The organism is Candidatus Accumulibacter aalborgensis (assembly GCF_900089955.1).
In the GTDB taxonomy this organism is placed as follows: Bacteria; Pseudomonadota; Gammaproteobacteria; order Burkholderiales; family Rhodocyclaceae; genus Accumulibacter; species Accumulibacter aalborgensis.
The window spans coordinates 1-26,239 of sequence record NZ_FLQX01000097.1; the positions used below are offsets into that span (position 1 = coordinate 1).

The 26,239-nt window shown below is 61.7% G+C and carries 28 protein-coding genes and 1 pseudogene; 15 read left to right on the forward strand and 14 right to left on the reverse strand.

Annotated elements, in window-relative coordinates; all coding sequences use genetic code 11:
• Window positions 1-208, forward strand: a pseudogene (locus ACCAA_RS21790) (hypothetical protein); the annotation flags it as partial.
• Between the two features lie 55 nt (window positions 209-263).
• Window positions 264-980 carry a haloacid dehalogenase type II gene (locus ACCAA_RS07365; protein WP_186406591.1) on the forward strand — a complete coding sequence of 239 codons (717 nt, stop codon included), beginning with the start codon at window positions 264-266 and terminating at the stop codon, window positions 978-980.
• 180 nt (window positions 981-1,160) lie between these two features.
• Here ACCAA_RS07365 and ACCAA_RS07370 read toward each other — a convergent pair whose 3' ends face one another.
• The 4 genes from ACCAA_RS07370 to ACCAA_RS07385 form a co-directional block, all read right to left on the reverse strand.
• The gene (locus ACCAA_RS07370; protein ID WP_186406592.1) at window positions 1,161-3,980 is read right to left on the reverse strand and encodes a valine--tRNA ligase; all 2,820 of its coding nucleotides are present in this window, start codon (window positions 3,978-3,980) and stop codon (window positions 1,161-1,163) included.
• 78 nt (window positions 3,981-4,058) lie between these two features.
• Window positions 4,059-4,544, reverse strand: coding sequence for a hypothetical protein (locus ACCAA_RS07375; protein WP_186406593.1), 486 nt, complete (start codon window positions 4,542-4,544; stop codon window positions 4,059-4,061).
• A complete protein-coding gene (locus ACCAA_RS07380) occupies window positions 4,544-4,969 on the reverse strand; it encodes a DNA polymerase III subunit chi (RefSeq protein ID WP_186406594.1) in 426 nt (141 codons plus the stop codon). The genes ACCAA_RS07375 and ACCAA_RS07380 overlap by 1 nt, the downstream gene beginning before the upstream one ends.
• Window positions 4,966-6,462, reverse strand: a complete 1,497-nt coding sequence (locus ACCAA_RS07385) for a leucyl aminopeptidase (protein WP_186406595.1) — start codon at window positions 6,460-6,462, stop codon at window positions 4,966-4,968. Before ACCAA_RS07385 ends, ACCAA_RS07380 begins: the two co-directional genes overlap by 4 nt.
• Before the next feature lie 73 nt (window positions 6,463-6,535).
• Between ACCAA_RS07385 and lptF the strand changes: the two genes are divergently transcribed.
• Both lptF and lptG read left to right on the forward strand, forming a co-directional pair.
• Window positions 6,536-7,615: an LPS export ABC transporter permease LptF gene (lptF, locus tag ACCAA_RS07390; protein ID WP_186406596.1), complete on the forward strand. Its 1,080-nt coding sequence runs from the start codon at window positions 6,536-6,538 to the stop codon at window positions 7,613-7,615.
• Window positions 7,612-8,685 (forward strand): LPS export ABC transporter permease LptG, encoded by a 1,074-nt coding sequence (gene lptG, locus ACCAA_RS07395; RefSeq protein WP_186406597.1) that lies wholly within the window; start codon window positions 7,612-7,614, stop codon window positions 8,683-8,685. The genes lptF and lptG overlap by 4 nt, the downstream gene beginning before the upstream one ends.
• A gap of 7 nt (window positions 8,686-8,692) precedes the next feature.
• Here lptG and ACCAA_RS07400 read toward each other — a convergent pair whose 3' ends face one another.
• From ACCAA_RS07400 to ACCAA_RS07415, 4 genes are read right to left on the reverse strand one after another with little or no spacing between them, the layout of a single operon-like run.
• Window positions 8,693-9,118, reverse strand: a complete 426-nt coding sequence (locus ACCAA_RS07400; RefSeq protein WP_186406598.1) for an RDD family protein — start codon at window positions 9,116-9,118, stop codon at window positions 8,693-8,695.
• On the reverse strand, window positions 9,118-9,720 hold the full coding sequence (locus tag ACCAA_RS07405) for a DUF3106 domain-containing protein (protein ID WP_186406599.1): 603 nt from the start codon (window positions 9,718-9,720) through the stop codon (window positions 9,118-9,120). Before ACCAA_RS07405 ends, ACCAA_RS07400 begins: the two co-directional genes overlap by 1 nt.
• On the reverse strand, window positions 9,693-10,070 hold the full coding sequence (locus ACCAA_RS07410; protein WP_186406600.1) for a DUF3619 family protein: 378 nt from the start codon (window positions 10,068-10,070) through the stop codon (window positions 9,693-9,695). Before ACCAA_RS07410 ends, ACCAA_RS07405 begins: the two co-directional genes overlap by 28 nt.
• Window positions 10,067-10,630: an RNA polymerase sigma factor gene (locus ACCAA_RS07415; RefSeq protein WP_186406647.1), complete on the reverse strand. Its 564-nt coding sequence runs from the start codon at window positions 10,628-10,630 to the stop codon at window positions 10,067-10,069. Before ACCAA_RS07415 ends, ACCAA_RS07410 begins: the two co-directional genes overlap by 4 nt.
• 135 nt (window positions 10,631-10,765) lie before the next feature.
• Here ACCAA_RS07415 and ACCAA_RS07420 point away from each other — a divergent pair, with 135 nt between their 5' ends.
• The 5 genes from ACCAA_RS07420 (at window position 10,766) to ACCAA_RS07440 (ending at window position 16,422) form a co-directional block, all read left to right on the forward strand.
• On the forward strand, window positions 10,766-12,478 hold the full coding sequence (locus tag ACCAA_RS07420) for an acetolactate synthase 3 catalytic subunit (RefSeq protein WP_186406601.1): 1,713 nt from the start codon (window positions 10,766-10,768) through the stop codon (window positions 12,476-12,478).
• 12 nt (window positions 12,479-12,490) lie between these two features.
• Entirely contained in the window at window positions 12,491-12,982 is a 492-nt protein-coding gene (gene ilvN, locus ACCAA_RS07425) for an acetolactate synthase small subunit (RefSeq protein WP_186406602.1), read from the forward strand.
• Between the two features lie 14 nt (window positions 12,983-12,996).
• On the forward strand, window positions 12,997-14,013 hold the full coding sequence (gene ilvC / locus ACCAA_RS07430) for a ketol-acid reductoisomerase (protein ID WP_186406603.1): 1,017 nt from the start codon (window positions 12,997-12,999) through the stop codon (window positions 14,011-14,013).
• A gap of 79 nt (window positions 14,014-14,092) precedes the next feature.
• The gene (gene pssA, locus ACCAA_RS07435) at window positions 14,093-14,857 is read left to right on the forward strand and encodes a CDP-diacylglycerol--serine O-phosphatidyltransferase (RefSeq protein WP_186406604.1); all 765 of its coding nucleotides are present in this window, start codon (window positions 14,093-14,095) and stop codon (window positions 14,855-14,857) included.
• Between the two features lie 26 nt (window positions 14,858-14,883).
• Entirely contained in the window at window positions 14,884-16,422 is a 1,539-nt protein-coding gene (locus tag ACCAA_RS07440; RefSeq protein WP_186406605.1) for a 2-isopropylmalate synthase, read from the forward strand.
• Between the two features lie 66 nt (window positions 16,423-16,488).
• Here ACCAA_RS07440 and ACCAA_RS07445 read toward each other — a convergent pair whose 3' ends face one another.
• Together ACCAA_RS07445 and ACCAA_RS07450 are read right to left on the reverse strand one after the other, a co-directional pair.
• Window positions 16,489-16,833: a DUF2069 domain-containing protein gene (locus ACCAA_RS07445; RefSeq protein ID WP_186406606.1), complete on the reverse strand. Its 345-nt coding sequence runs from the start codon at window positions 16,831-16,833 to the stop codon at window positions 16,489-16,491.
• A 94-nt stretch (window positions 16,834-16,927) separates the two neighbouring features.
• Window positions 16,928-18,436 carry a hypothetical protein gene (locus tag ACCAA_RS07450; RefSeq protein ID WP_186406607.1) on the reverse strand — a complete coding sequence of 503 codons (1,509 nt, stop codon included), beginning with the start codon at window positions 18,434-18,436 and terminating at the stop codon, window positions 16,928-16,930.
• 335 nt (window positions 18,437-18,771) lie between these two features.
• Between ACCAA_RS07450 and rpsP the strand changes: the two genes are divergently transcribed.
• From rpsP to rplS, 4 genes are read left to right on the forward strand one after another with little or no spacing between them, the layout of a single operon-like run.
• A complete protein-coding gene (gene rpsP, locus ACCAA_RS07455; RefSeq protein WP_186406608.1) occupies window positions 18,772-19,026 on the forward strand; it encodes a 30S ribosomal protein S16 in 255 nt (84 codons plus the stop codon).
• Between the two features lie 18 nt (window positions 19,027-19,044).
• On the forward strand, window positions 19,045-19,605 hold the full coding sequence (gene rimM / locus ACCAA_RS07460) for a ribosome maturation factor RimM (protein WP_245754484.1): 561 nt from the start codon (window positions 19,045-19,047) through the stop codon (window positions 19,603-19,605).
• A 35-nt stretch (window positions 19,606-19,640) separates the two neighbouring features.
• Window positions 19,641-20,408 (forward strand): tRNA (guanosine(37)-N1)-methyltransferase TrmD, encoded by a 768-nt coding sequence (trmD, locus tag ACCAA_RS07465; RefSeq protein ID WP_186406649.1) that lies wholly within the window; start codon window positions 19,641-19,643, stop codon window positions 20,406-20,408.
• Between the two features lie 23 nt (window positions 20,409-20,431).
• Window positions 20,432-20,797 (forward strand): 50S ribosomal protein L19, encoded by a 366-nt coding sequence (gene rplS, locus ACCAA_RS07470; RefSeq protein WP_186406609.1) that lies wholly within the window; start codon window positions 20,432-20,434, stop codon window positions 20,795-20,797.
• 102 nt (window positions 20,798-20,899) lie between these two features.
• On the opposite strand, the gene folE2 is transcribed toward rplS, so the two are convergent.
• The 4 genes from folE2 to ACCAA_RS07490 all read right to left on the reverse strand — a co-directional run bounded on the left by folE2 (window position 20,900) and on the right by ACCAA_RS07490 (window position 24,918).
• On the reverse strand, window positions 20,900-21,739 hold the full coding sequence (gene folE2 / locus ACCAA_RS07475) for a GTP cyclohydrolase FolE2 (protein ID WP_186406610.1): 840 nt from the start codon (window positions 21,737-21,739) through the stop codon (window positions 20,900-20,902).
• A gap of 15 nt (window positions 21,740-21,754) precedes the next feature.
• Complete coding sequence (gene dxs, locus ACCAA_RS07480) at window positions 21,755-23,647, reverse strand: 1-deoxy-D-xylulose-5-phosphate synthase (RefSeq protein ID WP_186406611.1); 1,893 nt, start codon at window positions 23,645-23,647, stop codon at window positions 21,755-21,757.
• Window positions 23,648-23,710: 63 nt separating this feature from the next.
• Window positions 23,711-24,634: a polyprenyl synthetase family protein gene (locus tag ACCAA_RS07485; protein WP_186406612.1), complete on the reverse strand. Its 924-nt coding sequence runs from the start codon at window positions 24,632-24,634 to the stop codon at window positions 23,711-23,713.
• Window positions 24,631-24,918, reverse strand: coding sequence for an exodeoxyribonuclease VII small subunit (locus tag ACCAA_RS07490; RefSeq protein ID WP_186406613.1), 288 nt, complete (start codon window positions 24,916-24,918; stop codon window positions 24,631-24,633). The genes ACCAA_RS07485 and ACCAA_RS07490 overlap by 4 nt, the downstream gene beginning before the upstream one ends.
• Window positions 24,919-25,028: 110 nt before the next feature.
• Between ACCAA_RS07490 and ACCAA_RS07495 the strand changes: the two genes are divergently transcribed.
• Window positions 25,029-25,394: a SpoIIAA family protein gene (locus ACCAA_RS07495; protein ID WP_186406614.1), complete on the forward strand. Its 366-nt coding sequence runs from the start codon at window positions 25,029-25,031 to the stop codon at window positions 25,392-25,394.
• Window positions 25,391-26,239 (forward strand): sulfurtransferase, encoded by an 849-nt coding sequence (locus ACCAA_RS07500; protein ID WP_186406615.1) that lies wholly within the window; start codon window positions 25,391-25,393, stop codon window positions 26,237-26,239. Before ACCAA_RS07495 ends, ACCAA_RS07500 begins: the two co-directional genes overlap by 4 nt.

Here is a 26,239-nt window from a genome sequence, read left to right on the forward strand (position 1 = left end):
CCCTCTGTCTCAGCCTCGAACAGCTTGCGCCAAACAGGCTGAATCACCGCGCGACGTAACAGCCGCCCAGGAAGTGATGTCGAACTACACTAACCACCTGGCGCAAACGCCGGTCGATGCGCCATTCCGCCCGTTTGAGTGGCGCAAGGCAGCCCGATCCGCCCGGATATGGTTTCTTCATCCGCCGCACCGCAGCGGGGCGGCGTGAATCCTACGTTCCAGTGGGTGCGGCAGACCAACCCTCCCGTAGAAAGGATTAGCTCATGTCCAGCGACACCTCCACGCCGACCATCGTCTTCGACGTCAACGAGACCTTGCTCGATATCACTACCCTCGAACCGCTGTTTGAGCGTGTCTTCGGCGACCCCACCGTGCTGCGGGAGTGGTTCGCGCAACTGATTCTCTACTCGCAAACCATGACCCTGTCGGGTCTGTACACCGCCTTCGGCGAGCTGGGGGTGGGAAGCCTGCGCATGGTGGCGGCAACCCGCGGGATCACCATCGCCGATGGCGACGTCGATGAACTCAGGCAGCGGATGGGCACGATGCCGGCGCATCCAGACGTCGCTCCCGCGCTCACCCGGCTACGCGATGCGGGTTTCTGCCTCGTGACGCTGACCAACTCGCCAAGCAGCTTTTCGCCAACGCCGCTCGAACGCGCCGGGATCGGCGAATTCTTCGAGCGCGCCTTCAGTGTCGATGCTGTTCGCAAATTCAAGCCGGCACCCGAAACCTACCAGCACGTGGCCACCGAGCTGGGCGTCAAGACCTCGGACCTGTGCCTCGTCGCCTGTCATTTGTGGGATACGGTTGGCGCCCAGGCCGCCGGCTGTCATGGCGCCCTCCTTACACGTCCGCACAACGCGATCCTGCCCGCAGCCGGCGTTCCTGTCCCGGACTTTGTTGCATCGGAACTCGGCGACCTCGCCGATCAGATTGTTCGGCGCTGGAAGTCGCCGAGCCAGCATTCGCCGGCATGAGGCATTTCGTTGAGATCGCCGTGGCAGCGGCTACCACGTCATCGATTCTGATTTTCGCGCTGAAGGTATCAGCGAAGTAACGGGGTCAGCAGGGTGCACGGGGAACTGTAATACGGCCACGCATTTTCTTCCTCGTGCCTACCTGAAAGTATTCACAGCACTCTTCAAGTCAACCGAATTTCAACTGCGCTTCAGGCGTTCGCGCTGCGGCTCCAGTTTCCCCAGTGTAGCGATGAAGTCGTCAAGGCGCTTCCTTTCCTGGGCGACCACCGCTGCCGGAGCGCGGGCGACGAAGCTCTCGTTGGACAGTTTGGTGCGCGCTTTGCCGACCTCACCCTGCAAGCGGGCGATTTCCTTGTCCAGTCGTTCGCCTTCGACGGCGAGGTCGATCTGGATCTGCAGCATCAGCCTGGTTTCGCCGACGATGGCGATCGGTGCGCTGGCATCGGTGGGTAGTTCGTCGACGACCTGTACCTCGCTGAGCTTGCAGAGCGCTTTGAGATAGGGGGCCAAGCCCTGCAGCAGCTCGCTGTTGCCGCTGGCCAGCAGCGGAACGCGCAGGGCCGGTGAGACGTTCATTTCGCCGCGCAGGTTGCGGCCGGCGTAGGCCAGATGCTTCAGTTGCTGAACGCTCGCTTCGCTGTCCGGGTCGATTTTCTCGGCCTGCGCCTCCGGATAAGCGGCGAGCATCACCGAGTCATGCGTCTTGCGGCCGGCAATCGGCGCCACCACCTGCCACAGTTCTTCGGTAATGAACGGCAGCAGCGGGTGTGCGAGACGCAGAACGGCCTCCAGAACGCGGGCCAGCGTCCGCCGTGTGGCGCGAACCTGCGGCTCATCGCCACTTTGCAGTTGCACCTTGGACAACTCGACGTACCAGTCGCAGAACTCATCCCATACGAACTCGTAGATCGCGCGGGCCAACAGGTCGAAGCGGTAGTCGGCGTAGTGCTGAGCGATCTCGGCTTCGCTTCGCTGCAGCTTGCTGACGATCCAGCGGTCGGCAAAGGAGAAGCTGAGTGCGCTTGAGCAGGTGTCAGGCGCGCAGGCGTCGAGGCCGAGGTCCTGGCCGGCGGTGTGCATCAGGACGAAGCGGCTGGCGTTCCACAGCTTGTTGCAGAAGTTGCGGTAGCCTTCGCAGCGACTGAGGTCGAACTTGATGTCGCGTCCAGGACTGGCCAGTGACAGGAAGGTGAAACGCAGGGCATCGGTGCCGAAAGCCGGAATTCCGGCGGGAAACTCGTGACGCGTGCGTTTCTCGATCTGTTCGGCCTGTTTGGGGTTCATCAGGCCGCTGGTGCGCTTGTCGATCAGGGCATCAAGGCCGATGCCGTCGATCAGGTCGATGGGGTCGAGAACGTTGCCTTTCGACTTGCTCATCTTCTGGCCTTCCGCATCGCGGATCAGGCCGTGCACGTAGACGTGCCGGAACGGGATTTTGCCGGTCAGGTGCCGGGTCATCATCACCATCCGCGCGACCCAGAAGAAGATGATGTCGAAACCGGTGACCAGCACCGTTGACGGCAGGTAGAGGTCGAGTGCCGGGTTCGATGTGCGCGGGTAGTCTGGCGTCCAGTCGAGCGTCGAGAACGGCCACAAGGCCGACGAGTACCAGGTGTCGAGGACGTCGGGGTCACGCATCAGCGGGCCGTTGTAGCCCTGTGCGGCGGCTTCGGCGTGGGCTTCGGCTTCGTCATGGGCGACGAAGGTTTGCCCACCTTCGCCGTACCAGGCCGGAATCTGATGGCCCCACCACAGTTGACGCGAGATACACCAGTCCTGGATGTTGTTCAGCCATTGGTTGTAGGTGTTGACCCAGTTCTCGGGGAAGAAGCGGATCTCGCCGGCAGCCACACAGCTCAGCGCCTTGCCGGCAATGCTCGTTCCGTCGGCGGTGACTTTGCTCATCGCAACAAACCACTGGTCGGTGAGCATCGGCTCGATGACGACGCCCGTACGGTCACCGCGCGGCACTTTCAGCGTGTGGGGCTCGACCTTGTCAAGCAGGCCTTCCTGTTCGAGGTCGGCGACGACCTGTCGGCGCGCGTCGAAGCGATCCATTCCCTGATAACACGCCGGCGCGTTGTCGTTGATCCTGGCGTCGAGCGTCAGGATGGGGATCATCGGCAGCTTGTGACGCTGAGCGACAGCGTAGTCGTTGAAGTCGTGCGCTGGCGTCACCTTGACGCAGCCCGTACCAAATGCGAGGTCAACATAAGCGTCGGCGATGATCGGGATCTCGCGACCGCAGAGCGGCAGTCTGACCATTTTTCCCAGCAGGTGCCGGTAACGCTCGTCCTCCGGATGGACCATCACTGCCGTATCGCCGAGCATTGTTTCCGGGCGCGTCGTGGCGACGGTCAGCGTGGCGCTGCCGTCAGCCAGGGGGTAACGAATATGCCACAGGTACCCTTGCTCCTCTTCCTGCACCACTTCGAGGTCGGAGACGGCGGTCTGCAGCACCGGGTCCCAGTTGACCAGGCGCTTGCCGCGGTAGATCAGCCCTTCCCGGTAGAGGCGGACGAAGGTTTCGGTGACTGTCTTCGACAGCCCGGCATCCATGGTGAAGCGCTCGCGGCTCCAGTCGGGCGAGGTGCCCAGGCGACGCATCTGTCGGGTGATGGTGCTGCCCGAGAACTCTTTCCATTGCCAGACTTTTTCGAGAAATTTCTCGCGACCCAGGTCGTGACGCGAGACTCCCTGGCCGTCGAGCTGGCGCTCGACGACGATCTGTGTCGCGATGCCGGCGTGATCCGTTCCCGGTTGCCACAGGGTGTTGTCGCCGCGCATGCGATGGTAGCGGGTGAGCGCGTCCATGATCGCCTGGTTGAAGCCGTGGCCCATGTGCAGCGTTCCGGTGACGTTGGGCGGCGGCAGCAGGATGCAGAAGGCTTCCGCTTTGGCGGTATCGAGGCCGGCGCCGAAGTAGCCTCTGGCTTCCCATTCGGGGTACCAGCGACTTTCGATGTCTGCCGGTTCATAGCTTTTGGCAAGTTCCATGGCGGGGAATTGGTCGATTTCAGGAGCGCGCATTATACCGGATCGCGCTGTGCCACCGGCTGCGACGGCGGCGCGTGCTCAGGCGTGGCCTGGACCGTCGGAGTCGGGTTCCGGCAGGGGCAGCCGTAGCTGCCCACGCTGCGCCTGGAAGTCAAGCAAGGCCATCTCGATGGTTGCTGCCATCCCTTGTCGCACCTGGTCTGCGGCTTTGCCCAGGGCGGCCTCGACCAGCGCTGGCAGTTGGTTGGCAATCTGTCGATCGACGGCATCGGCCAGTTCTGCGGCCAGCGCCGCGCGTAGCCGTGCGGCGATTCTTTCCTCGCCTTCCTCGGCTGCGGCGGGCGCCGCGAGGACCACGTCGGTGAGCACCGGCACGTCGTCGTCATCGCCGTCCGGCCGTGCGAGGCGCTGGCCATTTGCCGTATCGGTGACCGCCGCCAGGGCCACGAAGCTGCGCCGCTGGCGCATTCGGCGTCGGCCTTCCGGGCGATCACCACTGGCCAGGTCAAGCGTCGGCTTGATCAGCGAGTTGGCGCGACGGACGAGGTCCTGGTTGTCCGCCATCAACTGCTTCCGGACAGATCGAGATACCTGATTTCGTAGCCGCGATCCTTGTAGAACTTGGCCCGTCGGCGGCCAGCGACGCGCTCTTCGTCCTCCTGGCCGACGACTTCGATCAGGCTGGCAAAACGGGAAAACCCTGGCGGTACCTCGGTGGACAGATTGAACAGTCGCTCGTCGTGGGGCACTGATTCGAGCTGGCTGGCGATCAACACCGGCGTTTCAGCGGCCAGCGGCGAGTTGACGCCGACGTGCGGGACGAAGCCCGTCGGCGGGTGAGTCCACAGATGGCGGTCGAGAGCCGCTGCCAGCTCGGCATCCGGTGCGTAGACCAGCAAGGCCTTCTTCTGGCTGAATGCCTTGCCGATCAGGGACGCCGCTGCGGCAATCCGGTCAGCGGCGCTGTGGTAGAAGAAGACCTGGGTCAAGTCAGTTTTCCGGCGCGCTTGAGCAGGAAGTGCATGAGCAGGGGCACCGGCCGCCCGGTTGCTCCCTTGTCGGTCCCTGACTTCCAGGCCGTGCCGGCGATGTCGAGGTGGGCCCATATGTACTTCCTTGTGAAACGGGCGAGGAAACAGGCAGCGGTGATGCTGCCACCCCAACGACCGCCGACGTTGGCCATGTCGGCGAAGGGGCTCTTGAGCAGTTCCTGGTAATCGTCCCAGAGGGGCATTTGCCAGGCCCGGTCGTGCGCTTCGTCACCGGCATGGACCAGTTCGCGGGCCAGGGTGTCGTTGTTGGCGAACAGGCCGGTGGCGACATGGCCGAGCGCGATGACACAGGCGCCGGTGAGCGTTGCAACGTCGATCACGGTGTCCGGATCGAAGCGCGCAGCGTAGGTCAGTGCATCACAGAGGATCAGCCGACCCTCGGCATCGGTGTTCAGGATCTCGATGGTCTGACCGGACATCGAGGTGACGATATCGCCCGGCCGGCTGGCGCCGCCTCCCGGCATGTTTTCGGCGGTCGGCACGAGTACCGTCAGGTTGAGCGGCAGTTTCAGCAGTGCCGCTGCCTTGAGGGTGCCGAGAACGCTCGCCGCGCCGCACATGTCGTACTTCATTTCATCCATGTCCGGCGCCGGCTTGAGCGAAATTCCGCCGCTATCAAAGGTGATTCCTTTGCCGACCAGGACGATCGGTCGGTCATCGGCCTTGCCGCCCTTGTACTGCAGGACGATCAGTTTCGGAGCTTGCCGCGACCCCTTGGCAACGGAAAGCAGGGAATGCATCCCCAGTGTGGCCATCTCCTCACGCTCCAGGATCTGGCAATCGATCTTGTGTTCCGCGGCCATCTTTTGTGCCGCTTCGGCAAGGTAGCTCGGCGTGCAGACGTTGCCCGGCAAATTGGCGAGATCCTTGGCCAGCGACATGCCATCGGCGATCGCCTGCCCCTGGTTCAGCGCTTCCTCGGCAGCGCTCAGTTCGTTGCGGCGATCGACGACAAAGGTCAGCTTGCGCAGCGGCCTGCGAACCTTGTCCTTCTTGCTCTTGAACTGATCGAAGCGATAGACGGTTTCCTGCGCGGCAATGCTTGCCTGCCGCACACGCCATGCCCCGGAGCGCTTCCTGACGCTCGTTTCGGTCAGGAAAACGGTGCCGTCAAAAGCCCCCGTTTCGTTCAGAGTGCGCACCGCACAGCGAATCGCGTCGCCATATTCCTTGTCGCCGAATTCCTTCTCCTTGCCTAGCCCTACCAGCAGGACGCGGTCGCACAACGTGCCCGGAACATTGTGCAGCAGTAGTGTGGAGCCCGCCTTCCCCTCCATGTCGCCACGGCGGATGATGTCCGAAAGATGGTTGCGCGCCGCGTTGTCAAGGAGCTCTGCAGCCAGAGTCAGCTTCCGTGGTTCAAAAATGCCGACCACGACACAGGCGCTGCGCTGCTTTTCCGGGCTACCACTTTTTATGCTAAATTCCACTTCCCCTCCTCATGCGCCGCGTGATTGTTCTAAAACGCTGATTATCACTGTAGTTTTTCATCAAAGTCAAAAAATGATCTTCCAGCGTGCTGTCCGGCGCGAGTTCACCCACACTGCTGCGGGTGTTTTCATTGCACTTTTCGCCATCATCGTGACAACTCTGCTGATTCGGCTGCTGAATGAAGCGGCGGGAGGCAGCGTTGACCCGGATGCCGTGGCCGCGCTGCTGGGCTTCTCGTCGCTCAATTACCTGCCGGCGCTGTTGTCGCTGTCGTTGTTTGTCGCCATCTTGTTGACCTTGTCGCGCAGCTACCGCGATTCCGAAATGGTCGTCTGGTTCTCTTGCGGTTTGCCGCTGACGGCCTGGATTAGGCCGGTATTGGCCTTCGCCCTGCCGCTGACGGTGACCATCGCGGCGCTTTCCTTCTTTCTGACTCCCTGGGCCTTGTCCCAGAGCGCCGAGTACCGCGGCAAACTGAGTACGCGCAAGGATGCCGGCCAGGTGGCGCCAGGCGTCTTCCAGGAATCGTCGGCCGGCGATCGCGTGGTTTTTGTCGAGGGGGTTGCGGATGACACCAGCCACGTTCGCAACGTGTTTGTCAGCGAAATGCGACCCGATCGCCTGGGCGTGACGATGGCGGGTAGCGGACACCAGGAGATCGCCGAGAACGGAGATCGCTTCATCGTTCTGCAGAGTGGCAGCCGTTACGAGCTTGAGCCCGGAACTGCTGCGCTGCGCATCCTGGACTATGCGCGCTATGCCATTCGCCTGGAAACGAAGGAGGCGCGCGGCATACAACGGACGCCGAGGAATATGCCCACTGTGGAACTGCTGCCAATCGACCTGCCTGCCTACCGGGCCGAACTGCTCTGGCGTATCGGTATTCCGGTCTCGGCGGTCGTCCTGGCCTTGCTCGCGATTCCCCTATCATTCGTCAATCCGCGCGCAGGTCGGTCAGCGAACATGCTGCTGGCCATACTCGTCTATCTGATCTACAACAACCTGTTGACCATCAGCGAGGGTTGGGTCGCCAGCGGGCAAGTGTCCTTTGCTCTCGGTCTGGCTGCTGTCCATCTGCTCATGCTTTGCCTTCTCCCGCTGATGTTCTACCATCGTATTGCGGTGCCCTCCATTTTTCGCCTGTCGCGATGAAGATCTATCGTCGCTACCTTGCGCGTGAGGTTTCCGGCGCCATACTGCTGGTGTTGCTGGCCTTCCTCGCCTTGTTTTCCTTCTTCGACATGCTCATCGAGATAAAGAGCGTCGGCCAGGGCGGCTACCAGCTTCACCATGCGTTTGGTTTTGTCCTGCTCCACGTGCCGGGGCGTGTCTATGAGCTGATGCCGATTGCCGTCCTGATCGGTACGCTCTACGCCTTATCGACGCTGGCTCGTCACTCCGAGCTTACCGTGTTGCGGGTGTCGGGCCTGTCGTCATGGGTCTTGCTGCGGGAGTTGTTCCAGGTGGCTGGCGCGTTCGCCGTGGCGACTTTCCTGATCGGCGAGTACGTGGTCCCGCCAGCCGAACGGGCTGCCACTCAACTGCGCTTGAAGGAAAGGGGCCGCATGGTTGGCCAGGACCTGCGTTCCGGCTTGTGGGTCAAGGACGAGCGCAGTTTCATCAACGTAAGCGTCGTGCTGCCGGATACGCGTTTACGGGGCATCCGAATTTTCGAATTCGGCCAGGATGCGAAGTTGCTCTCGTTTACTGAGGCGGGGGAAGGCGAGTACGTGGTTCCCGATAGCTGGCGCTTGACCAACGTGGTGCGGACCATCCTGCATGCCGAGCATGCCGAAGTGCAGAAGATGCCGGAGATGCTCTGGCATTCAGCCCTGAACATCGACATCCTGGCGGTGCTGATGGTTCCGCCCGACCGTATGTCGCTGCGGCACCTGTCGGCCTATACCAAGCATCTGGCGGACAACCACCAGACCACCAACCGTTATGGCATCGCATTCTGGAAGAAAGTGGTTTATCCGCTGGCCGCCCTGGTGATGGTTGCCCTCGCAGTTCCGTTTGGCGGTGCACATTCCAGGGTCGAAGGGGTTGGCCTCAAGATTTTTTCCGGGGTCATGATTGGCGTCCTGTTTCACATGCTCAACGGACTCTTTTCGAATCTCGGGGCGATCAACAACTGGTCGCCGGTGCTCAGCGCAGTGACGCCATCCGTCTTGTTCCTGCTGACCGCATTGGCCATGATCTGGTGGGTCGAAAGGCGCTGAACGGCGCTCAGGTCATCACCAGTTGGGTGCCCGCCAGTCGGTCATGCAGGAACAGTTGCTCCCGATCGAACAGTGCCCAGAGGATGCCTGCGCCGCCGAGCAGGAGACTCGGCCAGCACAAGAGGTAGCGTATGAGAGCCTGAGCCGGGCGGACCGCTTGTCCATCGTGGGTGACGAGGCGAATGCGCCACGTCTTCATGGCCAGTGTTTGCCCGCTGTTGCTCCAGAACCAGAGAAAATAGATGAGCAAAACGATGAAGCCATGGGTTTGCAAAATGACCGGCGCAGCCAGGCGATGGGCGAAGGCGCCCAAGAGGACGTGCGGTAGTACCAGCAGGGCCGCGAGGACGCCCAGCAAGAGCAAGGACTCGTAGCACATGCTCGCCAGTCGGCGCAGGATACCCGGCCGCCTGACAGCTTCTGCGGCCGTCATCAGCGCCTGGTTTCCACTTCGCCCGCCGGCGGGGCGCTGCTGCTGGTGGTCAGAGGCGAACGGGTTTCTGGCATCGAAGGGGGCGGCGCGAGCGGCGGCGAAGCCGATGAGGTCGCCGGGCCGGGTGGTGCAGCGTTGGTGTCGGCCCGTCCCCGTTTGTCTACCGCTCTGGTGTCGGCCTGCTGCTTCAGCCGTTCCTTTTCTTCTTCCGGCAGGCTGGAGTACTCCTCCCACTTCTGCCTGAGCTGCTGTTTCTTCTCGACGGGAAGCTGGTTGGCGGTCTTGAAATTCTCGCGCGCGAGTCGTCGTTCTTCGGGCGTCAGCTTCCCCCACTCCTGCATTTGCACCTGAATTCGGCGCTGCTCTTCCGGCGTCATGTTCGAGAAGCGGCGAGTGATACCCAGCCATTTCTTCTGGCGGTAATACTCCATCGCATCCCAGTCGTCACTGAGCGGAGCGAGGATGGTCTTCTGCTCGACCGTCAACTCGCTCCACTGCGGCTGCGGCGGTGTGATCAGTGCCGATGGGCTGGGGGCGTCAGCCCAGGCCGTGAACGCCACGAAACTAGCGAGGACTACTCCGACGCGGAGCTTTTCAGCCATGCAGCAAAGCCCCTGTCGGTGTAGGCAGCAATCGGCAGATCGTCGGCCAGCAGCGCGCTGTCGATGGCTTCCATTTCGGCGACATTCTGGTCAGCGGACCAATAGGTGTAAGTGGCCACGCCAAAAACGACGGCCAGCGCCAGCAACACCTGCCGGAGGTGCCAACTGTCGATGTGGTGCTGTACGAAGCTGCCTGCCGTGGCGAGCACCGTCTGGTGCTCGGCGACCTTCTGCCGTGCCAACGCGCGCTCGCGCGCGCCGGCCAGGCGGTCGACAGTCGTCGGTGGTAGTTCGAGCAGCCCACGGTTCAGGTACTGCCTGAGCTTGTAGGCGAAATGCAGTTCATTCATAAGGTAATTCCTCTCGCTTTCAGCGCTGCCGCCAGCGTGTGATTGGCACGCGAGCAGTGCGTCTTGACGCTGCCCTCCGAGCAGCCCATGGCCGACGCCGTTTCAGCAACATCCATATCTTGCCAGTAACGCAGCAGGAAGGCTTCGCGTTGACGCATGGGCAGCAATTCTATTTCTTTCTCTATTATCGCAAGGGTTTGCGCCTGCTGAAGCTGGCCGTCCGGGGTCTGTGGGCTGTATGACCCCGACTCGCCGGCGATCGTTTCGAGCGGATCGTGATCCTCGTCATCACTCGGCGAAAGGGCAGAAAGCAGGGTGGTCCACATGGAGCGGACCTTGCTGCGTCGATAGTAGTCGCGAATGGTATTCTGCAGGATGCGATGGAAAAGCATGGGCAGTTCGGCCGGCGGGCGATCACCATACTTTTCGGCGAGCTTCATCATCGCGTCCTGGACGATGTCGAGTGCGGATTCTTCGTTGCGCACGGCGAACATCGCCTGCTTGAAAGCACGGCGTTCGATCTCGGTGAGAAAATCTGACAGTTCGCGTTGGCTGGCCAGAGCGGAAATCCTTGCTGTTGTCGGGTTGGAGGCTGCTTCCCAGCCGCCCTGTGGTGTGAATGCCTTGACCAATCGAGGCTGAAGCGTTAACGTTGCAAGCTTTTTTCGAGCAATTTGCTTGCTGGGGCGACGGCGATGACGATGATGACCGGTGCGGAGATTGTAATCAGGTGCCTGCAGGAAGAAAAGGTCGAATACGTATTCGGCTATCCCGGCGGGGCAGTTCTTCATATTTATGACGCGCTCTTCAAGCAGGATCAGATCAAGCATGTTCTGGTTCGCCACGAGCAGGCGGCAGTGCACGCCGCCGATGGTCTGGCTCGGTCATCGCACAAGGTCGGCGTTGCGCTGGTGACTTCCGGTCCCGGTGCCACCAATGCCGTGACCGGTATTGCGACCGCCTACATGGATTCGATTCCGCTGGTGGTCATCTCGGGCCAGGTGCCGAACGAGTACATTGGGCAGGACGCTTTCCAGGAATGCGACACCGTGGGTATTACCCGGCCCTGCGTCAAGCACAACTTCCTGGTCAATGACGTGCGCAACCTGGCCGTGACGATCAAGAAGGCTTTCTACATTGCCAACAGTGGTCGTCCAGGGCCGGTGGTGGTGGATATTCCGAAAGACGTCACGGCAGCCAAGTGCAAGTTCGAGTATCCGGAGACGATCCAGATGCGTTCGTACAACCCGGTGGTCAAGGGGCATCTGGGGCAGATCAAGAAGGCGGTGCACCTGCTGCTCGAGGCCAAGCGACCGATGATCTACAGCGGCGGCGGGGTCATTCTTTCCAATGGCGCCGAGCAACTGACCAGGCTCACCCGTCGTCTTGGCTTTCCGATTACCAACACCCTGATGGGCCTTGGCGCTTATCCGGCGACCGACCGGCAGTTCCTTGGCATGCCTGGAATGCACGGCACCGTCGAGGCCAACCTGGCGATGCAGCACTGCGACGTGCTGCTGGCCATCGGCGCCCGCTTTGACGACCGGGTGATCGGCAATCCGCAGAACTTTTCCTCGCTACCACGCAAAATCATCCACATCGACATCGATCCGTCATCGATTTCCAAGCGCGTCCAGGTCGACGTACCGATTGTCGGCAATGTCCCGGACGTCCTCGATGAAATGCTCAAGCTGCTTGACGCCGGCAATGCCAGCCCCGATGCGACGGTGCTCGCCGACTGGTGGCAGCAGGTCGAGGAATGGCGTGCCAAGCAGTGCATGAAGTATCGGCGGAAGAAAAGCGTCATCATGCCGCAGTACGTCATGGAGAAGCTGTACGAGATTACCGGCGGTAATGCGATCGTCACTTCCGACGTCGGTCAGCATCAGATGTGGGCGGCGCAATACTACAAGTTCGACCAGCCAAGGCGGTGGCTCAACTCAGGCGGCCTGGGGACCATGGGTGTCGGCCTCCCTTACGCCATGGGCGCGGCGCTGGCTCATCCGGAGCTGCAGATTGTTTGCGTCACCGGTGAAGGGTCTATCCAGATGTGCATTCAGGAGCTGTCTACCGCCAAGCAGTTTCGTTTGCCGATCAAGATCATCAACCTCAACAACCGCTACCTGGGCATGGTCAGGCAGTGGCAGGAGATGTTCTACGGCAGTCGTTACTCGGAGTCGTACATGGACTCGCTGCCCGACTTCGTCAAGCTGGCCGAGGCTTACGGCCACGTCGGAATCCGCGTTGAACGGCCGGAAGACGTCGAGGCGGCGCTGAAGAAGGCGTTCATCGAGCACAAGGACGACCTGGTGTTCATGGATTTCATCACCGATCAGAAAGCCAATGTCTTTCCGATGGTGGCCGCCGGCAAAGGGCTGGCGGACATGATCCTGACTGAAGATCTGTAAGGGAAAGGCAAGATGCGACACATTATCTCAATCCTGCTGGAGAACGAAGCTGGTGCGCTGTCGCGAGTGGCGGGGCTGTTCTCGGCGCGCGCTTACAACATCGAGACCCTGACCGTGGCGCCGACGGAGGACATTTCCCTGTCACGGTTGACGATCGTCACTTCGGGCACCGACGCCGTCATCGAGCAGATCACCAAGCAACTGAATAAGCTGATCGATGTCATCAAGGTCGTCGATCTTTCCGAGGCACCACACATCGAGCGCGAGTTGATGCTGATCAAGGTCCGGGCCACAGGCAAGGATCGTGAGGAAGTTAAACGTCTGGCAGACATCTTCCGTGGCCACATCGTCGACGTCACCGAATCGACGTATGTCATAGAGCTTACCGCCAGCGGAGCGAAGCTCGACTCGTTCATCCAGGCCATCGACACGGGGCTGATTCTCGAGACGGTTCGCACCGGTGTCTGTGGCATCGGCCGTGGCGAGCGCATTCTAAAAGTCTAAACAGAGGAAATTCCATGAAAGTTTATTACGACAAGGATGCCGACCTGTCCCTGATCAAGGGCAAGAAGGTCACCATCGTCGGTTACGGGTCGCAAGGCCATGCGCACGCGCAGAATCTGAGTGATTCCGGCGTCAATGTAACGGTTGGCTTGCGCAGGGAAGGTGTGTCGTGGAGCAAGGCCGCGAATGCAGGCCTGAAGGTCGAGGAGGTGGCCGAGGCAGTCAAGGGCGCCGACGTGGTGATGATGCTGCTGCCCGATGAAAACATCCCGCAGGTCTATCAGGCCGACGTCGCTCCACACATGAAGAAAGGTGCTGCCCTGGCTTTTGCCCATGGCTTCAACATTCATTACAACCAGGTCGTGCCGCGCGACGACCTTGATGTAATCATGGTCGCGCCAAAGGGGCCGGGGCATACGGTGCGCTCCGAGTATCTCAAGGGTGGCGGCGTCCCGTCACTGATTGCCGTGCACCAGGACCGTTCCGGCAAGGCCAGGGACATCGCGCTGTCCTACGCAGCAGCGAATGGAGGCACCAAGGGCGGGGTCATCGAGACCAACTTCCGCGAGGAGACCGAAACCGATCTGTTCGGCGAACAGGCCGTGCTCTGCGGTGGCGCCGTCGAATTGGTCAAGATGGGCTTCGAGACACTGGTTGAGGCTGGCTACGCACCCGAGATGGCGTATTTCGAGTGCCTGCATGAACTCAAGCTGATCGTCGACCTGATGTACGAGGGCGGCATCGCCAACATGAACTACTCGATTTCGAACAACGCCGAGTATGGCGAGTACGTGACTGGCCCCGAGGTGATCAACGAGACGTCGCGTGCAGCCATGCGGGAGGCGCTCAAGCGCATTCAGAATGGTGACTACGCGAAGATGTTCATCCTCGAAGGGCGAACCAACTATCCCTCGATGACCGCACGTCGCCGCCTGATTGCCCAGCACGACGTCGAAGTCGTCGGCGCCAAACTGCGCGACATGATGCCCTGGATCAAGAAGAACAGGCTGGTTGATCAGAGCAAGAACTGATCGATTCGGCAGGTTGCCGAAAAAGGGAGGGCGCTAGCCGCGTCCTCTCCGCCTGATCCGGATGTCACAGAGCAGCGCAATGCCTGAAATCAAGCCTCGCAAGACCTTGTTCAACCCCGAGTTGCGGCGACGAGGCATCTATGTACTGCCCAACCTGTTCACCACGGCGGCGCTGTTCTGCGGTTTCTTCGCGATTGTCAAGGCGATGATGGGCAGCTTCGAGTTGGCTGCGGTGGCGATTTTCGTGGCCATGGTGCTTGACGGCCTCGATGGTCGGGTGGCGCGCCTGACGCGCACCCAGAGCGCGTTCGGCGCCGAGTACGATTCGCTGTCGGACATGGTCTCGTTTGGTGTTGCCCCGGCTCTGGTGGCCTACGCCTGGGCGCTCAAGGACATGGGGCGACTCGGCTGGATCGCGGCCTTCATCTATTGTGTCGGCGCCGCACTGCGTCTGGCGCGCTTCAATACCACGCTGGAGGTGACCGATCGGCGTTACTTCCAGGGCTTGCCCAGCCCGGCGGCGGCGGCGCTGGTGGCCGGTTTCCTGTGGGTGATGATCGACAACGGCGTCGCCGCCGCCGACGTCCGCTGGATTGCCTGCGGACTGGTGATCTTTGCCGGTATCACCATGGTGACCACTATTCGCTTCTACAGCTTCAAGGACGTCAACCTGCGGCGCAGCGTGCCGTTCATCTTTGTGGTTGCCATCGCGCTTGGTTTTGCCGTGGTCTCTTATGACACGCCGGTTGCCCTGTTTGGCCTCTTCGTCGCTTATGCTCTCTCCGGGTACGTCCTGGCAGTGGCGAGGCGGATCAGATCGAGGACGCCGCAGCAACCGGGTTAGCCTTCCCACACCTCCGGAGTCTGGACATGAAAGATCATCTGGTAATTTTTGATACCACCTTGCGTGACGGCGAACAGAGTCCGGGCGCGTCGATGACCAGGGAAGAAAAGCTGCGCGTCGCGCGCCAGCTCGAGCGCATGCAGGTCGATGTCATCGAAGCAGGCTTTGCCGCCGCGTCGCCTGGTGATTTCGAGGCCATCCGGTCAATTGCCCGGGTCATCAAAGGGGCGACTGTCTGCTCTCTTGCTCGCTCCAGCGAGAATGATATACGCCGCGCGGGCGAGGCTATTGCACCGGCAGCGAGCGGCCGGATTCATACTTTCATTGCCACCAGTCCGATTCACATGGAGAAGAAACTGCGCATGACGCCCGATCAGGTGGTCGACGCGGCCGTGCGGGCCGTGCGCTGGGCTCGTGAATACACTGACGACGTCGAGTTTTCGGCCGAGGATGCGGTACGCTCCGACGTTGATTTTCTGTGCCGTGTCTTCGCCGCGGCCATCGAGGCCGGAGCCAGGACGATCAATGTTCCCGATACCGTGGGTTACAGCGTCCCCTCGGTGTGGGGGGAGCTGATCCGCACGCTGATCGAACGCGTACCGGGGGCGGACCAGGTGGTGTGGTCCACCCATTGTCACAACGATCTGGGCATGGCGGTCGCCAATTCTCTTTCGGCGGTGCTGGCCGGCGCACGCCAGGTCGAATGCACGATCAACGGTCTCGGCGAACGAGCCGGCAACGCGTCGCTCGAAGAGGTCGTGATGGCGGTGAGGACGCGCAGCGATATTTTCCCGGTCCGGACGCGCATCGATGCGACGCAGATTGTTCCTGCTTCCAAGCTGGTGTCGCAGATTACCGGTTACCCGGTCCAGCCGAACAAGGCCGTGGTGGGTGCCAACGCCTTTGCGCACGAATCCGGAATTCATCAGGACGGCGTGCTCAAACACCGTGAAACCTACGAGATCATGCGCGCCGAGGATGTCGGCTGGGCCCAGAACAAGCTCGTACTCGGCAAGCACTCGGGACGAAATGCCTTCAAGTCTCGCCTGTCGGCACTGGGAATCATCCTCGAGAGCGAAGAATCGCTGAATACCGCTTTTGCGCGTTTCAAGGAACTGGCCGACAAGAAGCACGAGATTTTTGACGAAGACCTGCAGGCGCTGGTCTCGGATGAAGAACTGGCGCCGGCAAGCGAGCACTACAAGCTGGTCTATTCCCATGTCTGCTCGGAAACCGGCGAGACGCCGGCGGCGAACGTGACCTTGACGGTGGGCGGGTGCGAGAAGAAGGCATCGGGGATCGGTAGCGGTCCGGTCGACGCGACTTTCAAGGCGATCGAATCGATTGCCGCCAGCGGCACCGAGTTGCTGCTCTATTCGGTCAATGCGATCACCACAGGTACCGACGCGCAGGGTGAGGTGACCGTGCGCCTGGCACGAGGTGGCCGCATCGTCAATGGCAACGGTGCTGACACAGATATCGTCATTGCCTCAGCGAAGGCCTACCTGAATGCCTTGAACAAACTGCAGTTTCCCGATCGGGTCGACCCGCAGGGCGACGTCTGAGGGCAATCCTGGCGGGAAACGGTCATGACTTTCAATATCGGGGGTGTCGTGAGAAGTCGTGACCGTTCAACCCGCCGATGGGCGGGTCAGTCTGGCGTAGCTGACGGTGGCAAAGAAGAAGATCAGCGAGAGGACTGTTTCGGCGATCGCCAGCCACTGGCCAATTCCCTTTTCGGTCGTCGCGCGCACGATGCCCTCGGTGAAATACAGCAGGATCAGCATGGCAGCCCACTGGTACGAATAGCGGCGACCGTGAAGGATCCCGAACAGCGGTGCCAGCAGCGGCAGAGCCTTCAAGGCCAGCCATGATCCACCTGGCTGGACCGGTGCCAGGCGCAATTCCCAGGCGAGGCAAAGGAAAATCAGCGCGATAAGGCTGCTGCAGGCGGTCAGGTAGAGAGCACGGATCATCGGCAGGCGATCGGCTGGGCGCGTGCCCGCAGCGCACGAAGACCACCGTCGCAGGGAACTAGAATTCTTGCCATCACGGGATTGTGTTGATTGCCTAAAAAGGATTTTCGTCAGGCTCGATCGACAGGATCTCGACGCTGCCCGTCTGCTCGTCAATGTGCGTGCTCCTGACTTCGCGCACCGCCAGGTTGCCCTTCTCGATGACCAGCACGAGTTTCTGGTGTGCCTTGGGCAGCGCGCCTGACGCGACGACGAGCAATTGACTGGGCCGCAGCATGGGAATCTGCGGCAGGATGAGGACTCGCAGATGCTCGGTCCTCTGGGCATCCGAATGCCGGGCGAGAATCGCCGGTACGGCCGTTGGCGCAAGGATCTGCAGACCCAGTTCGAGATGCTCGGGGTTCTCGGATACTGCCCACCGGACTATGCAGACCTGCCAGTTCTGGTCGGATCCTGTGCGGACTGCGGCGACGTCGCCGACCGACAGGCGGCCGGTCTTGCCCGCGACATGCATCACGGAATAGCCGTCTGGACTTTGGTTGGTGATCATCCAGGTCGACAATTCAAGACCTTCCGCTTCGCCTGTCTGGCACAGTTGCCAGAGGCTGTCGATGCCCGTCGTCAGCACCGTTCGCTGGTTCTGCCTGCGGCGCTGAAAGCGGCGTTTGCCGGCATCGCTCCAGCGGCTCGCCAGTCGGCGAAGGACGCCAAGTCCGGCGGGGGTGCCGGCGAAGGCCGGCAGCTTCATCTGCTCCGGCGGCGTGCCGGCTTCAAGCTTGGCAATCTGCGTCTTGAGCAGCAAGGTGAAGCGGACGCAGGAAAAAGCGTCCAGCGATACCATCGGTGGGGCCAGCTTGCGCAAGCACGATACGGCGGGTATGTCGCGCGCAGGATCGATCCAGAAAGTGCCGGGAGTAACGGCGGCGGCGGCAGAAATCGGTTCCAGGCGGTCGGCAAAGTGCTGGAAATAGGCCGCCAGGAAGATGACTTCCCGGGAGGCCAGTGATGCTGGCTGAGCGCAGCCGAGCAGGATCGCCGCATGGTAGACCTTTTGCAGGCTGCTGGACATGCCCTTCGGGATGGCTGCGTTCAATTGCCGGCGTCGTGCCGTCGCATAAATCTGGTGCAACTGCTGCCACGCGCCGGGCCGCGCGGTAGAGGCCGTTAGATGATTGATCATCAACTCCTGCGCAAGGGCGTTCAGGCTTCGCCACAGTCCAAGCTCAGGGGCCAGGCGAGCGTCGCCAGTCGCGGGCCGATCGGCGGCCTCGTCGTGCATGGCCAGCGTGTCATCGGCCAGCATTTGTAGTAGTTCCAGAACCTTGCGGACGATCCGACGCGTTTTAGCTGGCACCGGCAAGCCGACGTCGATGAGCATGGGGATGAGCCTGTCGATGGCCGCGGTGCTGCGCTGATACAAGCTGTCCAGAGCGCGGGTGCGTTGCTGCACGGTGGCCTCAGCGGTGTGCAATGCCTTGAGGTTGGCCTGTAAGGCAAGAATTTCGTCGACGGGTTGAGGTGCCAGAGGCTCGTCCAGCCATTGCAGGATGGTTCGTATCCCGGACTGATGGGCAAGGCCTTCATCTAAGGTGGTGTTGGTCATCAGGCTACCTGCCAAAGAGGTTTGCGTCGTCAAACGGTCATGACTTCTCAAGAATGGTAACGGTCAGCGTCGCCGGCACACGGTTTGTGGCTGCCATGAGGGCTGCGGCGCAATCAAATCGAGCGATATAAAATCAATGTGTTGTTCTCTGGATGCGGATTTCAGGATTATACCTGCGAGGCCGGATTCTGGGAGGCAGCGCCCTCTTTTCCGATCCTTTGGCGCCGCTTTTGGTCGGCGAGCGCTCGGTGGTCCCGATAGTCGCTAACATCGGCTCCCTTTCTCCGCCCTTCTTGCTATAATTCATCCCTTTTTCTGCTTTGGAAGAGACTATCATGGTTGTGATTCGCTTGGCCCGTGGCGGCGCCAAAAAGCGCCCGTTCTACAATATGGTGGTGGCTGATGCACGCGCTCGCCGCGATGGTCGCTTTATCGAGCGCATAGGCTTCTACAACCCACTGGCTTCAGGCAAGGAGCAGGGCTTGTACATTGCCGCTGATCGGCTGAGCTACTGGCAGCAGCAGGGTGCTCAGGCGTCGATGACCGTCGCTCGCCTGGTCAAGCAGTCCGCTGCCAAGGTGGCAGCTTGACGTTTGCCTCCGGGTTTCGTGCCTGACAGGGCTGAGTCTGCAGTCGCGGCCGTCGACGCGCAGCCCGCCGAGATCATCGTTCTCGGCAAGATAGCCGCTCCCTACGGCTTACATGGCGCAGTTCGGGTCTATCCTTTTGCCGACGATCCGGCGGCCTGGTCGAGGCTGGCGTGCTGGTGGCTCGGTCGCGAGGGAGATTCTCCCGACCGGTGGCGGCAGACGCGACTGATCAGGTGCAAGTTGCACAACGACGTGCTGATTGCCGAGTTGGAGTGTATTGCTGACCGGACCTCCGCCGAGGCGATGGGCGGCGTGCTGGTGGGCGCCCCGCGCGCGGCCCTGCCGCCGACGGCAGCCGATGAATACTACTGGACTGACCTCGTCGGTCTTGAGGTGGTCAATACACGGGATCAGCCTTTGGGTCGGATCCTCGGCTTGATCGACACCCCGGCCAACACGGTGTTTCGGGTAGGCGATGGCCAGAGTGCCGAACGTCTGTTGCCTTTCGTGGCGTCCGTGGTCCTCGATGTCGACCTGCCGGCAAGGCGCGTTCGCGTTGACTGGGAAATCGACTGGTGACTTCGTCAGTTTGGGCTCCGCCGGAGGCGGGACCTTTGGTCGTTGATGTCATCAGCCTGTTTCCCGAAATGTTTGTTGCGCTCACGCATTCGGGTGTGACCCGGCGGGCGTTGGCCACTGGGCACTGGAGCATCCATCTGTGGAGTCCGCGCGATTTCACTCGCGACAGGCATCGCACGGTCGACGATCGGCCCTACGGTGGAGGTCCGGGGATGGTGATGATGCCAGTACCACTCGAGGCCGCAATCAGGGCTGCGCGCGAGCGGCAACAGGTCGCCGGAGTGATTGGCAGCCGCGTCATCTGCCTTTCACCACAGGGTGCGCTGCTGACGCACCAGCGCGTCATGCGGATGGCGCAGACCCGGGAAGCACTGATCCTGGTTTGCGGTCGCTATGAGGGGATTGACGAACGCCTGCTCGACGCTTGCGTCGATGAAGAAATCTCCATCGGCGATTTCGTTCTTTCAGGGGGGGAGCTTCCGGCGATGGCCCTGATCGATGCCGTCGTCAGGCAGTTGCCGGGGGTGCTGAACGACGCCGAGTCGGCACAACAGGATTCGTTTGTCGCGGGCTTGCTGGATTGCCCGCACTATACGCGGCCCGAGGAACATGACGGGCGGCGGGTGCCGGAGGTTCTGCTTTCCGGCCACCACGAGGAAATACGGCGCTGGCGCCTGCAGCAGGCGCTGGGCCGGACGTGGCAGCGGCGTCCCGATTTGTTGTCGGGGCGCTCGCTGTCGAAATCGGAAACGCAACTCCTGGTGCAGTTTCAGGAGCAATGCGGTCAGGACAATAAAACATAATTCGCATGCATGGAGTTTACAGAATGAATCTGATCGAGCAACTTGAACAAGAGGAAATCGCCCGCCTGGGCAAGGTCATTCCCGTATTTGGGCCGGGCGACACTGTGGTCGTCCAGGTCAAGGTGAAAGAAGGCGCTCGCGAGCGTCTGCAGGCTTACGAAGGGGTGGTGATTGCCAAGCGCAATCGTGGCCTCAACTCGAGTTTCATCGTCCGCAAGGTTTCTTCCGGTGAGGGTGTCGAACGAACCTTCCAGACCTACTCGCCGCTGGTGGCTTCGATTGAAGTCAAGCGTCGTGGTGACGTACGCCGTGCCAAGCTCTACTACTTGCGCGAGCGTTCAGGCAAGTCGGCGCGGATCAAGGAAAAATTGACGCGCAAGCAGCGCTGAAAAGCCGCTGACGCGCAAACAGCGCGGAAAGGCGGCTGAGGCGCGGGGCTTGCTGTGCAGGCAAGAAAGCATGGCGGCGTCGGGAGACGCCGCCATGCTCGCTTACGGGGTCGGACAGTCAGGTGCGAGGGGCAGTCGCTTGTCGTTCTCGATCAGCGCGTACGCCGAATGGTTATGGATCGACTCGAAGTTCTCGGACTCGACGACGTAGGCGTCGATGCGCCGCTCGCCGTTGAGGCGGGCTGCGACGTCGCGGACCATGTCCTCGACGAACTTCGGGTTGTCGTAAGCCCTTTCGGTCACGTACTTTTCGTCGGGCCGCTTGAGCAGACCGTACAACTCGCAGGATGCCTCGTCTTCGACGAATTGAACCAGTTCTTCGATCCACAGGTGCTCATTGATGCTCACCGTGACCGTGACCTGCGAACGCTGGTTGTGAGCGCCGCGCTCTGAGATCTCCTTCGAACATGGGCAGAGGCTGGTAACCGGAACGGCGACCTTGATCGTTGACTCCATGCAGCCATGAGCGATCTCGCCAATCAGCGTCACGTCGTAATCCATCAGGCTCTGGACGCCGGACACCGGCGCCGCCTTGTTGATGAAATACGGGAAGCTCATTTCGATGTGCCCGGTCTCGGCTTCGAGCCGGTGCACCATTTCACGCAACATGGCCGGGAAATTTTCGACCGAAATCTCGCGTTCGTGGCTGTTGAGAATCTCCACGAAGCGTGACATGTGCGTTCCCTTGAAGTTGTGTGGCAGGCTCACGTACATGTTGAACATGGCAATCGTGTGCTGGACGCCGCCGGACTTGTCGAGCACCTTTACCGGGTGACGAATGGCCTTGATCCCCACCTTGTTGATCGCCAGTTGTCGGGTATCGGCCGATCCCTGGACGTCCGCCATCATGGCTGGGCTGCGTGGGGTTTCGGGTGCGTTCATGACTGCTCCTGGTGGTTATTCTGAGGACGGATCCATCTGCTGTTCTGCGTCCGCGGCAAGGTTCGGTCGTGCCCGGATGGCAGCGATGATGCCGTCCGGGTCGAGGCCGATTGACGCCAGCAGCAGGGTTTGATCGCCATGCTCGATGAAATGGTCGGGAATTCCCAGGCGCAAGAGCCTGGCTGGGCTGGCGATCTCGGCGAGTACGCGTTCTACCTCTGAACCGGCGCCACCGATCACGGCACTCTCTTCGACGCTCACCAGCAGGGAATGTTCCGCTGCCAGGGCAATGATCAGATCGCGGTCGATCGGTTTGACGAAGCGCATGTTGGCCACCGTGGCGTCGATCTCTTCGGCCGCGGTCAGGGCCGGCGTCAGCATGCTGCCAAAGGCCAGCAGCGCCACCCCACGCCCGCGGCGGCGGATTTCACCCTTGCCAAGCGCTAGACCCACCAGATCCTTGTCAATGGCTACCCCCGGGCCGTTGCCGCGTGGGTAGCGAACGGCGCTGGGGCCGTCGCGGCGGTAGGCTGTGGTCAGCATCTTGCGGCACTCGTCCTCGTCGCTCGGCGTCATGATCACCATGTTAGGAATGCAGGTCAGGAAGGTCAGGTCGAACGCGCCGTGATGCGTCGGACCGTCGGCACCGACCAGCCCGCCGCGGTCGAGCGCGAAGACGACCGGCAGGTTCTGCAGCGCAACGTCGTGGACCAGTTGATCGTAGCCGCGCTGCAGGAAGGTCGAGTAGATCGCCAGCACCGGCCGCAGGCCTTCGCACGCCAGCCCGGCGGCAAAGGTGACGGCATGCTGCTCGGCGATACCGACATCGTAATACCGCTGCGGGTAGCGTTCGCTGAAGCGCAGCAGGCCGGAACCTTCACGCATCGCCGGGGTAATGCCGACCAGTCTGGGGTCGGCCGCCGCCATGTCGCACAGCCAGTCGCCGAAAATCTGCGTGTAGCTTGGCTTGGCCCCACTCGGCCCACCGGCGATGCCTACTTCGGGCTTGAACTTCGAGACCCCGTGGTAAAGAATCGGATCGGCCTCCGCCAGCTTGTAGCCCTGCCCCTTCTTGGTGATCACGTGCAGGAACTGCGGACCCTTGAGGTGCTTGAGGTTCTGCAGGGTCGGCACCAGCGATTCCAGGTCGTGGCCGTCGATCGGGCCGATGTAGTTCAAACCCAGTTCCTCGAACAGGGTTCCCGGAGTCAGCATCCCCTTGACGTGTTCCTCGGCGCGCTTGGCGAACTCACGCAGCGAGGGCGAGAAGTCGAGGATCTTCTCTCCGGCCTTGCGCGCGGCGTTGAAAGTGCTGCCCGAAAAGAGGCGTGCCAGATAGCGGTTGAGGGCGCCCACTGGCGGTGAGATCGACATGTCATTATCGTTGAGCACGACGAGCATGTCGGCATCCGCGACGCCGGCGTTGTTGAGTGCCTCGAAGGCCTGGCCGGCAGACATCGCACCGTCGCCGATGATCGCCACCACCTTGCGTGTTTCGCCCTTGATCTTGGCGGCGATGGCCATGCCCAGGGCGGCCGAGATCGAGGTTGACGAATGTCCGACGCCGAAGGTGTCATAGCAGCTCTCGCTACGCTTCGGAAAACCCGAGACGCCGCCGTGCATCCTGAGCTTGGCCATGCCGGTACGACGGCCGGTGAGCACCTTGTGGGCATAGGTCTGATGGCCCACGTCCCACACCAAGCGGTCGTGCGGGGTGTCGAAGACGTGATGCAGGGCGACGGTGAGTTCCACCGTACCCAGGTTCGACGACAGGTGGCCGCCAGTCCTGGACACCGATTCGACCAGAAAGGCGCGCAACTCATCGGCAAGTTGTGGCAGTTGGCGGCGGTCGAGCTTGCGTACTTGTGCCGGATCGCTGATGGTGTCGAGCAGAGGATAGCGGGTCATGGGTCTTCTTGGGTCCTGCAGAAATACTCGGTAGGGGCCAGCCGCGGTGACCGGAAGTGGGGATCAGAACTTGCGCTGCGTGATGAAATCGGTCAGGTCGACCAGTCGCTGGCCACGTTCGGTGAAGATGGCCAGTGAGGCTAGGGCCTGGGTTCTCAGGTCGGCGGCCAGTTCGCGCGCTCTTTCGATCCCCAACAGGCTGACGTAGGTCGGCTTTTCTGCTGCGGCATCCTTGCCCGCGGTCTTGCCCAGCGTTGCCGTGCTCGCTGTGCAGTCGAGAATGTCGTCGACTACCTGAAACAGCAGGCCGGCGCGCTTGGCAAATCGGTCGAGCGACTCACGTTCGGGAACGCTCAGTGCACTGCCGCACAACGCACCGAGCAAGACGGCAGCACGGATCAGGGCACCCGTCTTGAGCGCGTGCATCAGTTCAAGTTCGGGTTGGTTCAGGTTCCTGCCAACCGACTCGAGGTCGATCGACTGGCCGCCGGCCATTCCGCAGGAGCCGCTCGCTCGGGCCAGCAGGCGCACCATCTCCAGTTGCCGGCTGCTGGCGCCGAAGTCCTCCCTGGCCAGGAGTTCGAAAGCCAGCGACTGCAGGCTATCGCCAACCAGCAAGGCGGTGGCTTCATCGTACTCGACATGGCAGGTGGGCCGACCGCGTCGCAAGACGTCGTCATCCATGCACGGCAGGTCGTCATGAACCAGTGAATAGCTATGGATCAGTTCGACCACGCTGGCGACGATTTCCAGGCGTTCGGCAGGCGCTGCGGTCAACTCGCCGGCAGCAAAGGCGAGCAGCGGACGTACCCGCTTGCCGCCGTTCAGGGTGGTGTAGCGCATCGCCTGGTGCAGACGGCCCGGAATGGACTCCGCAGGTGGCAAACAGCGCGCCAGCGTCGCTTGCACTCGCGCCTGGACGCTGCGCATCCATTCCGGGAAGGGCTGATTCCTGGCGGTGCTGGGAAAAACAGTGGGCGTGCTCATCTTGCCGGTCCGCCGTTGGGTTCAAAATCGCGCAGCGCGCCATTGTCGAGGACCTGAATCTGACGTTCGGCGTCGCTGAGCTGGTGTTGGCAATGCTTGAGCAGCTCGCTGCCACGCCGATAGGCGGCCAATGATTCCTCGAGCGGCAGGTGACCCTCTTCCATGCTCTGGACGATCTTTTCAAGTTCGGCCAGTGCCGCCTCGAACTTCAGTGCACCGAGGGAAGAACCTTCCTTCCCGGACGCGTCGGGGTCGACAGATTTCGCGGAGTTCGCTCGTGGCATGGGAACGGCCCAAATCAAACTGTTGAAAATAGCCCATTAAGGGCCTTCCGGTCAAATGAAAAACACGCCGGACTGGTGCTAAACTTGGGCCACGAAATGAGGAGTCTGCCATGATTGTCATCGAAAAACAGCCCAAGCGTGTCGAGGTCACCGTTTACGCGGAATTCACGCTCGCCGATTACCAGGAGTTCGAGACCGCCGTCAATTACGCGATCCAGTTTGAAGGGCCGGTCGACCTGTTCTTTGATCTGCGTGAAATGGCCGATTTTACTCTTGACGTGGCTTGGGAAGACATCGTCTTCGCGCGTGCCCATGCCAACGATTTCAGCCGCATCGCCGTCCTCACGCATAGTCAGTGGGTGGCCTGGAGCGCCTGGTTGTCGCAGATGTTCGTGCGTGCCGAAATGCGCATCTTCGACGACGAAGTCGAGGCGCGTTCCTGGCTGCTGGCCGAAGAAGGGGAGACGCCGGCGTGAGTCACTCGACGCTGGTCAGCAGCACCGTCCTTGCCGACCATCTGCACGATCCGGGCTGGCGCGTGTTTGACTGTCGCCATCAACTGGCCGATCCGGGAGCCGGCGCGCGGGCCTACGCCGACGGGCACCTGCCGGGAGCGTTCTTCCTGCATCTCGATGCTGACCTGTCGGGCGCGATGACTGGCCGCAACGGGCGCCATCCCCTGCCCGATCCGATGCAACTGGCGGCCAGACTCGGCGCAGCGGGCGTTTCCCGCGCCACCCAGGTGATCGCCTATGACGATTCCGGCGGCATGTTTGCCAGCCGTCTGTGGTGGCTGTTACGTTGGCTCGGTCACCCTCGCGTCGCTGTGCTCGACGGTGGCCTCGCTGGCTGGCTGGCCGAAGGCAGGGCGCTGACCACCGATTTGCCGACCTCGGCGGCAGCGGCGCTTGAGGTGGCGCTGCGTGACCAGGTGGTGAGCACCGAAACGGTGCTCGCTCATCTTGACGACATGAAATTCCGTCTGCTCGATGCTCGCAGCCCCGACCGCTTTCGCGGCGAGAACGAAACGCTGGATCGCGTCGGTGGGCATATCCCCGGCGCGAGCAACCGTTTCTTTCGCGACAACCTCGACGCCGATGGCCGTTTCCGGCCGGCCGCTGAACTGCGCCGCGACTTCCTGGCTCTGCTCGCCGGGGTCGAACCCGAACAGGTGGTCATGTCTTGCGGCTCCGGCGTGACCGCCTGCCACAATCTGCTGGCCATGGCGATCGCCGGACTGCCTGGTGCGCGCCTTTATGCCGGCTCGTGGAGCGAATGGTGCAGCGACCCGGTGCGGCCGGTGGCTGGCGGGACTCCCTGA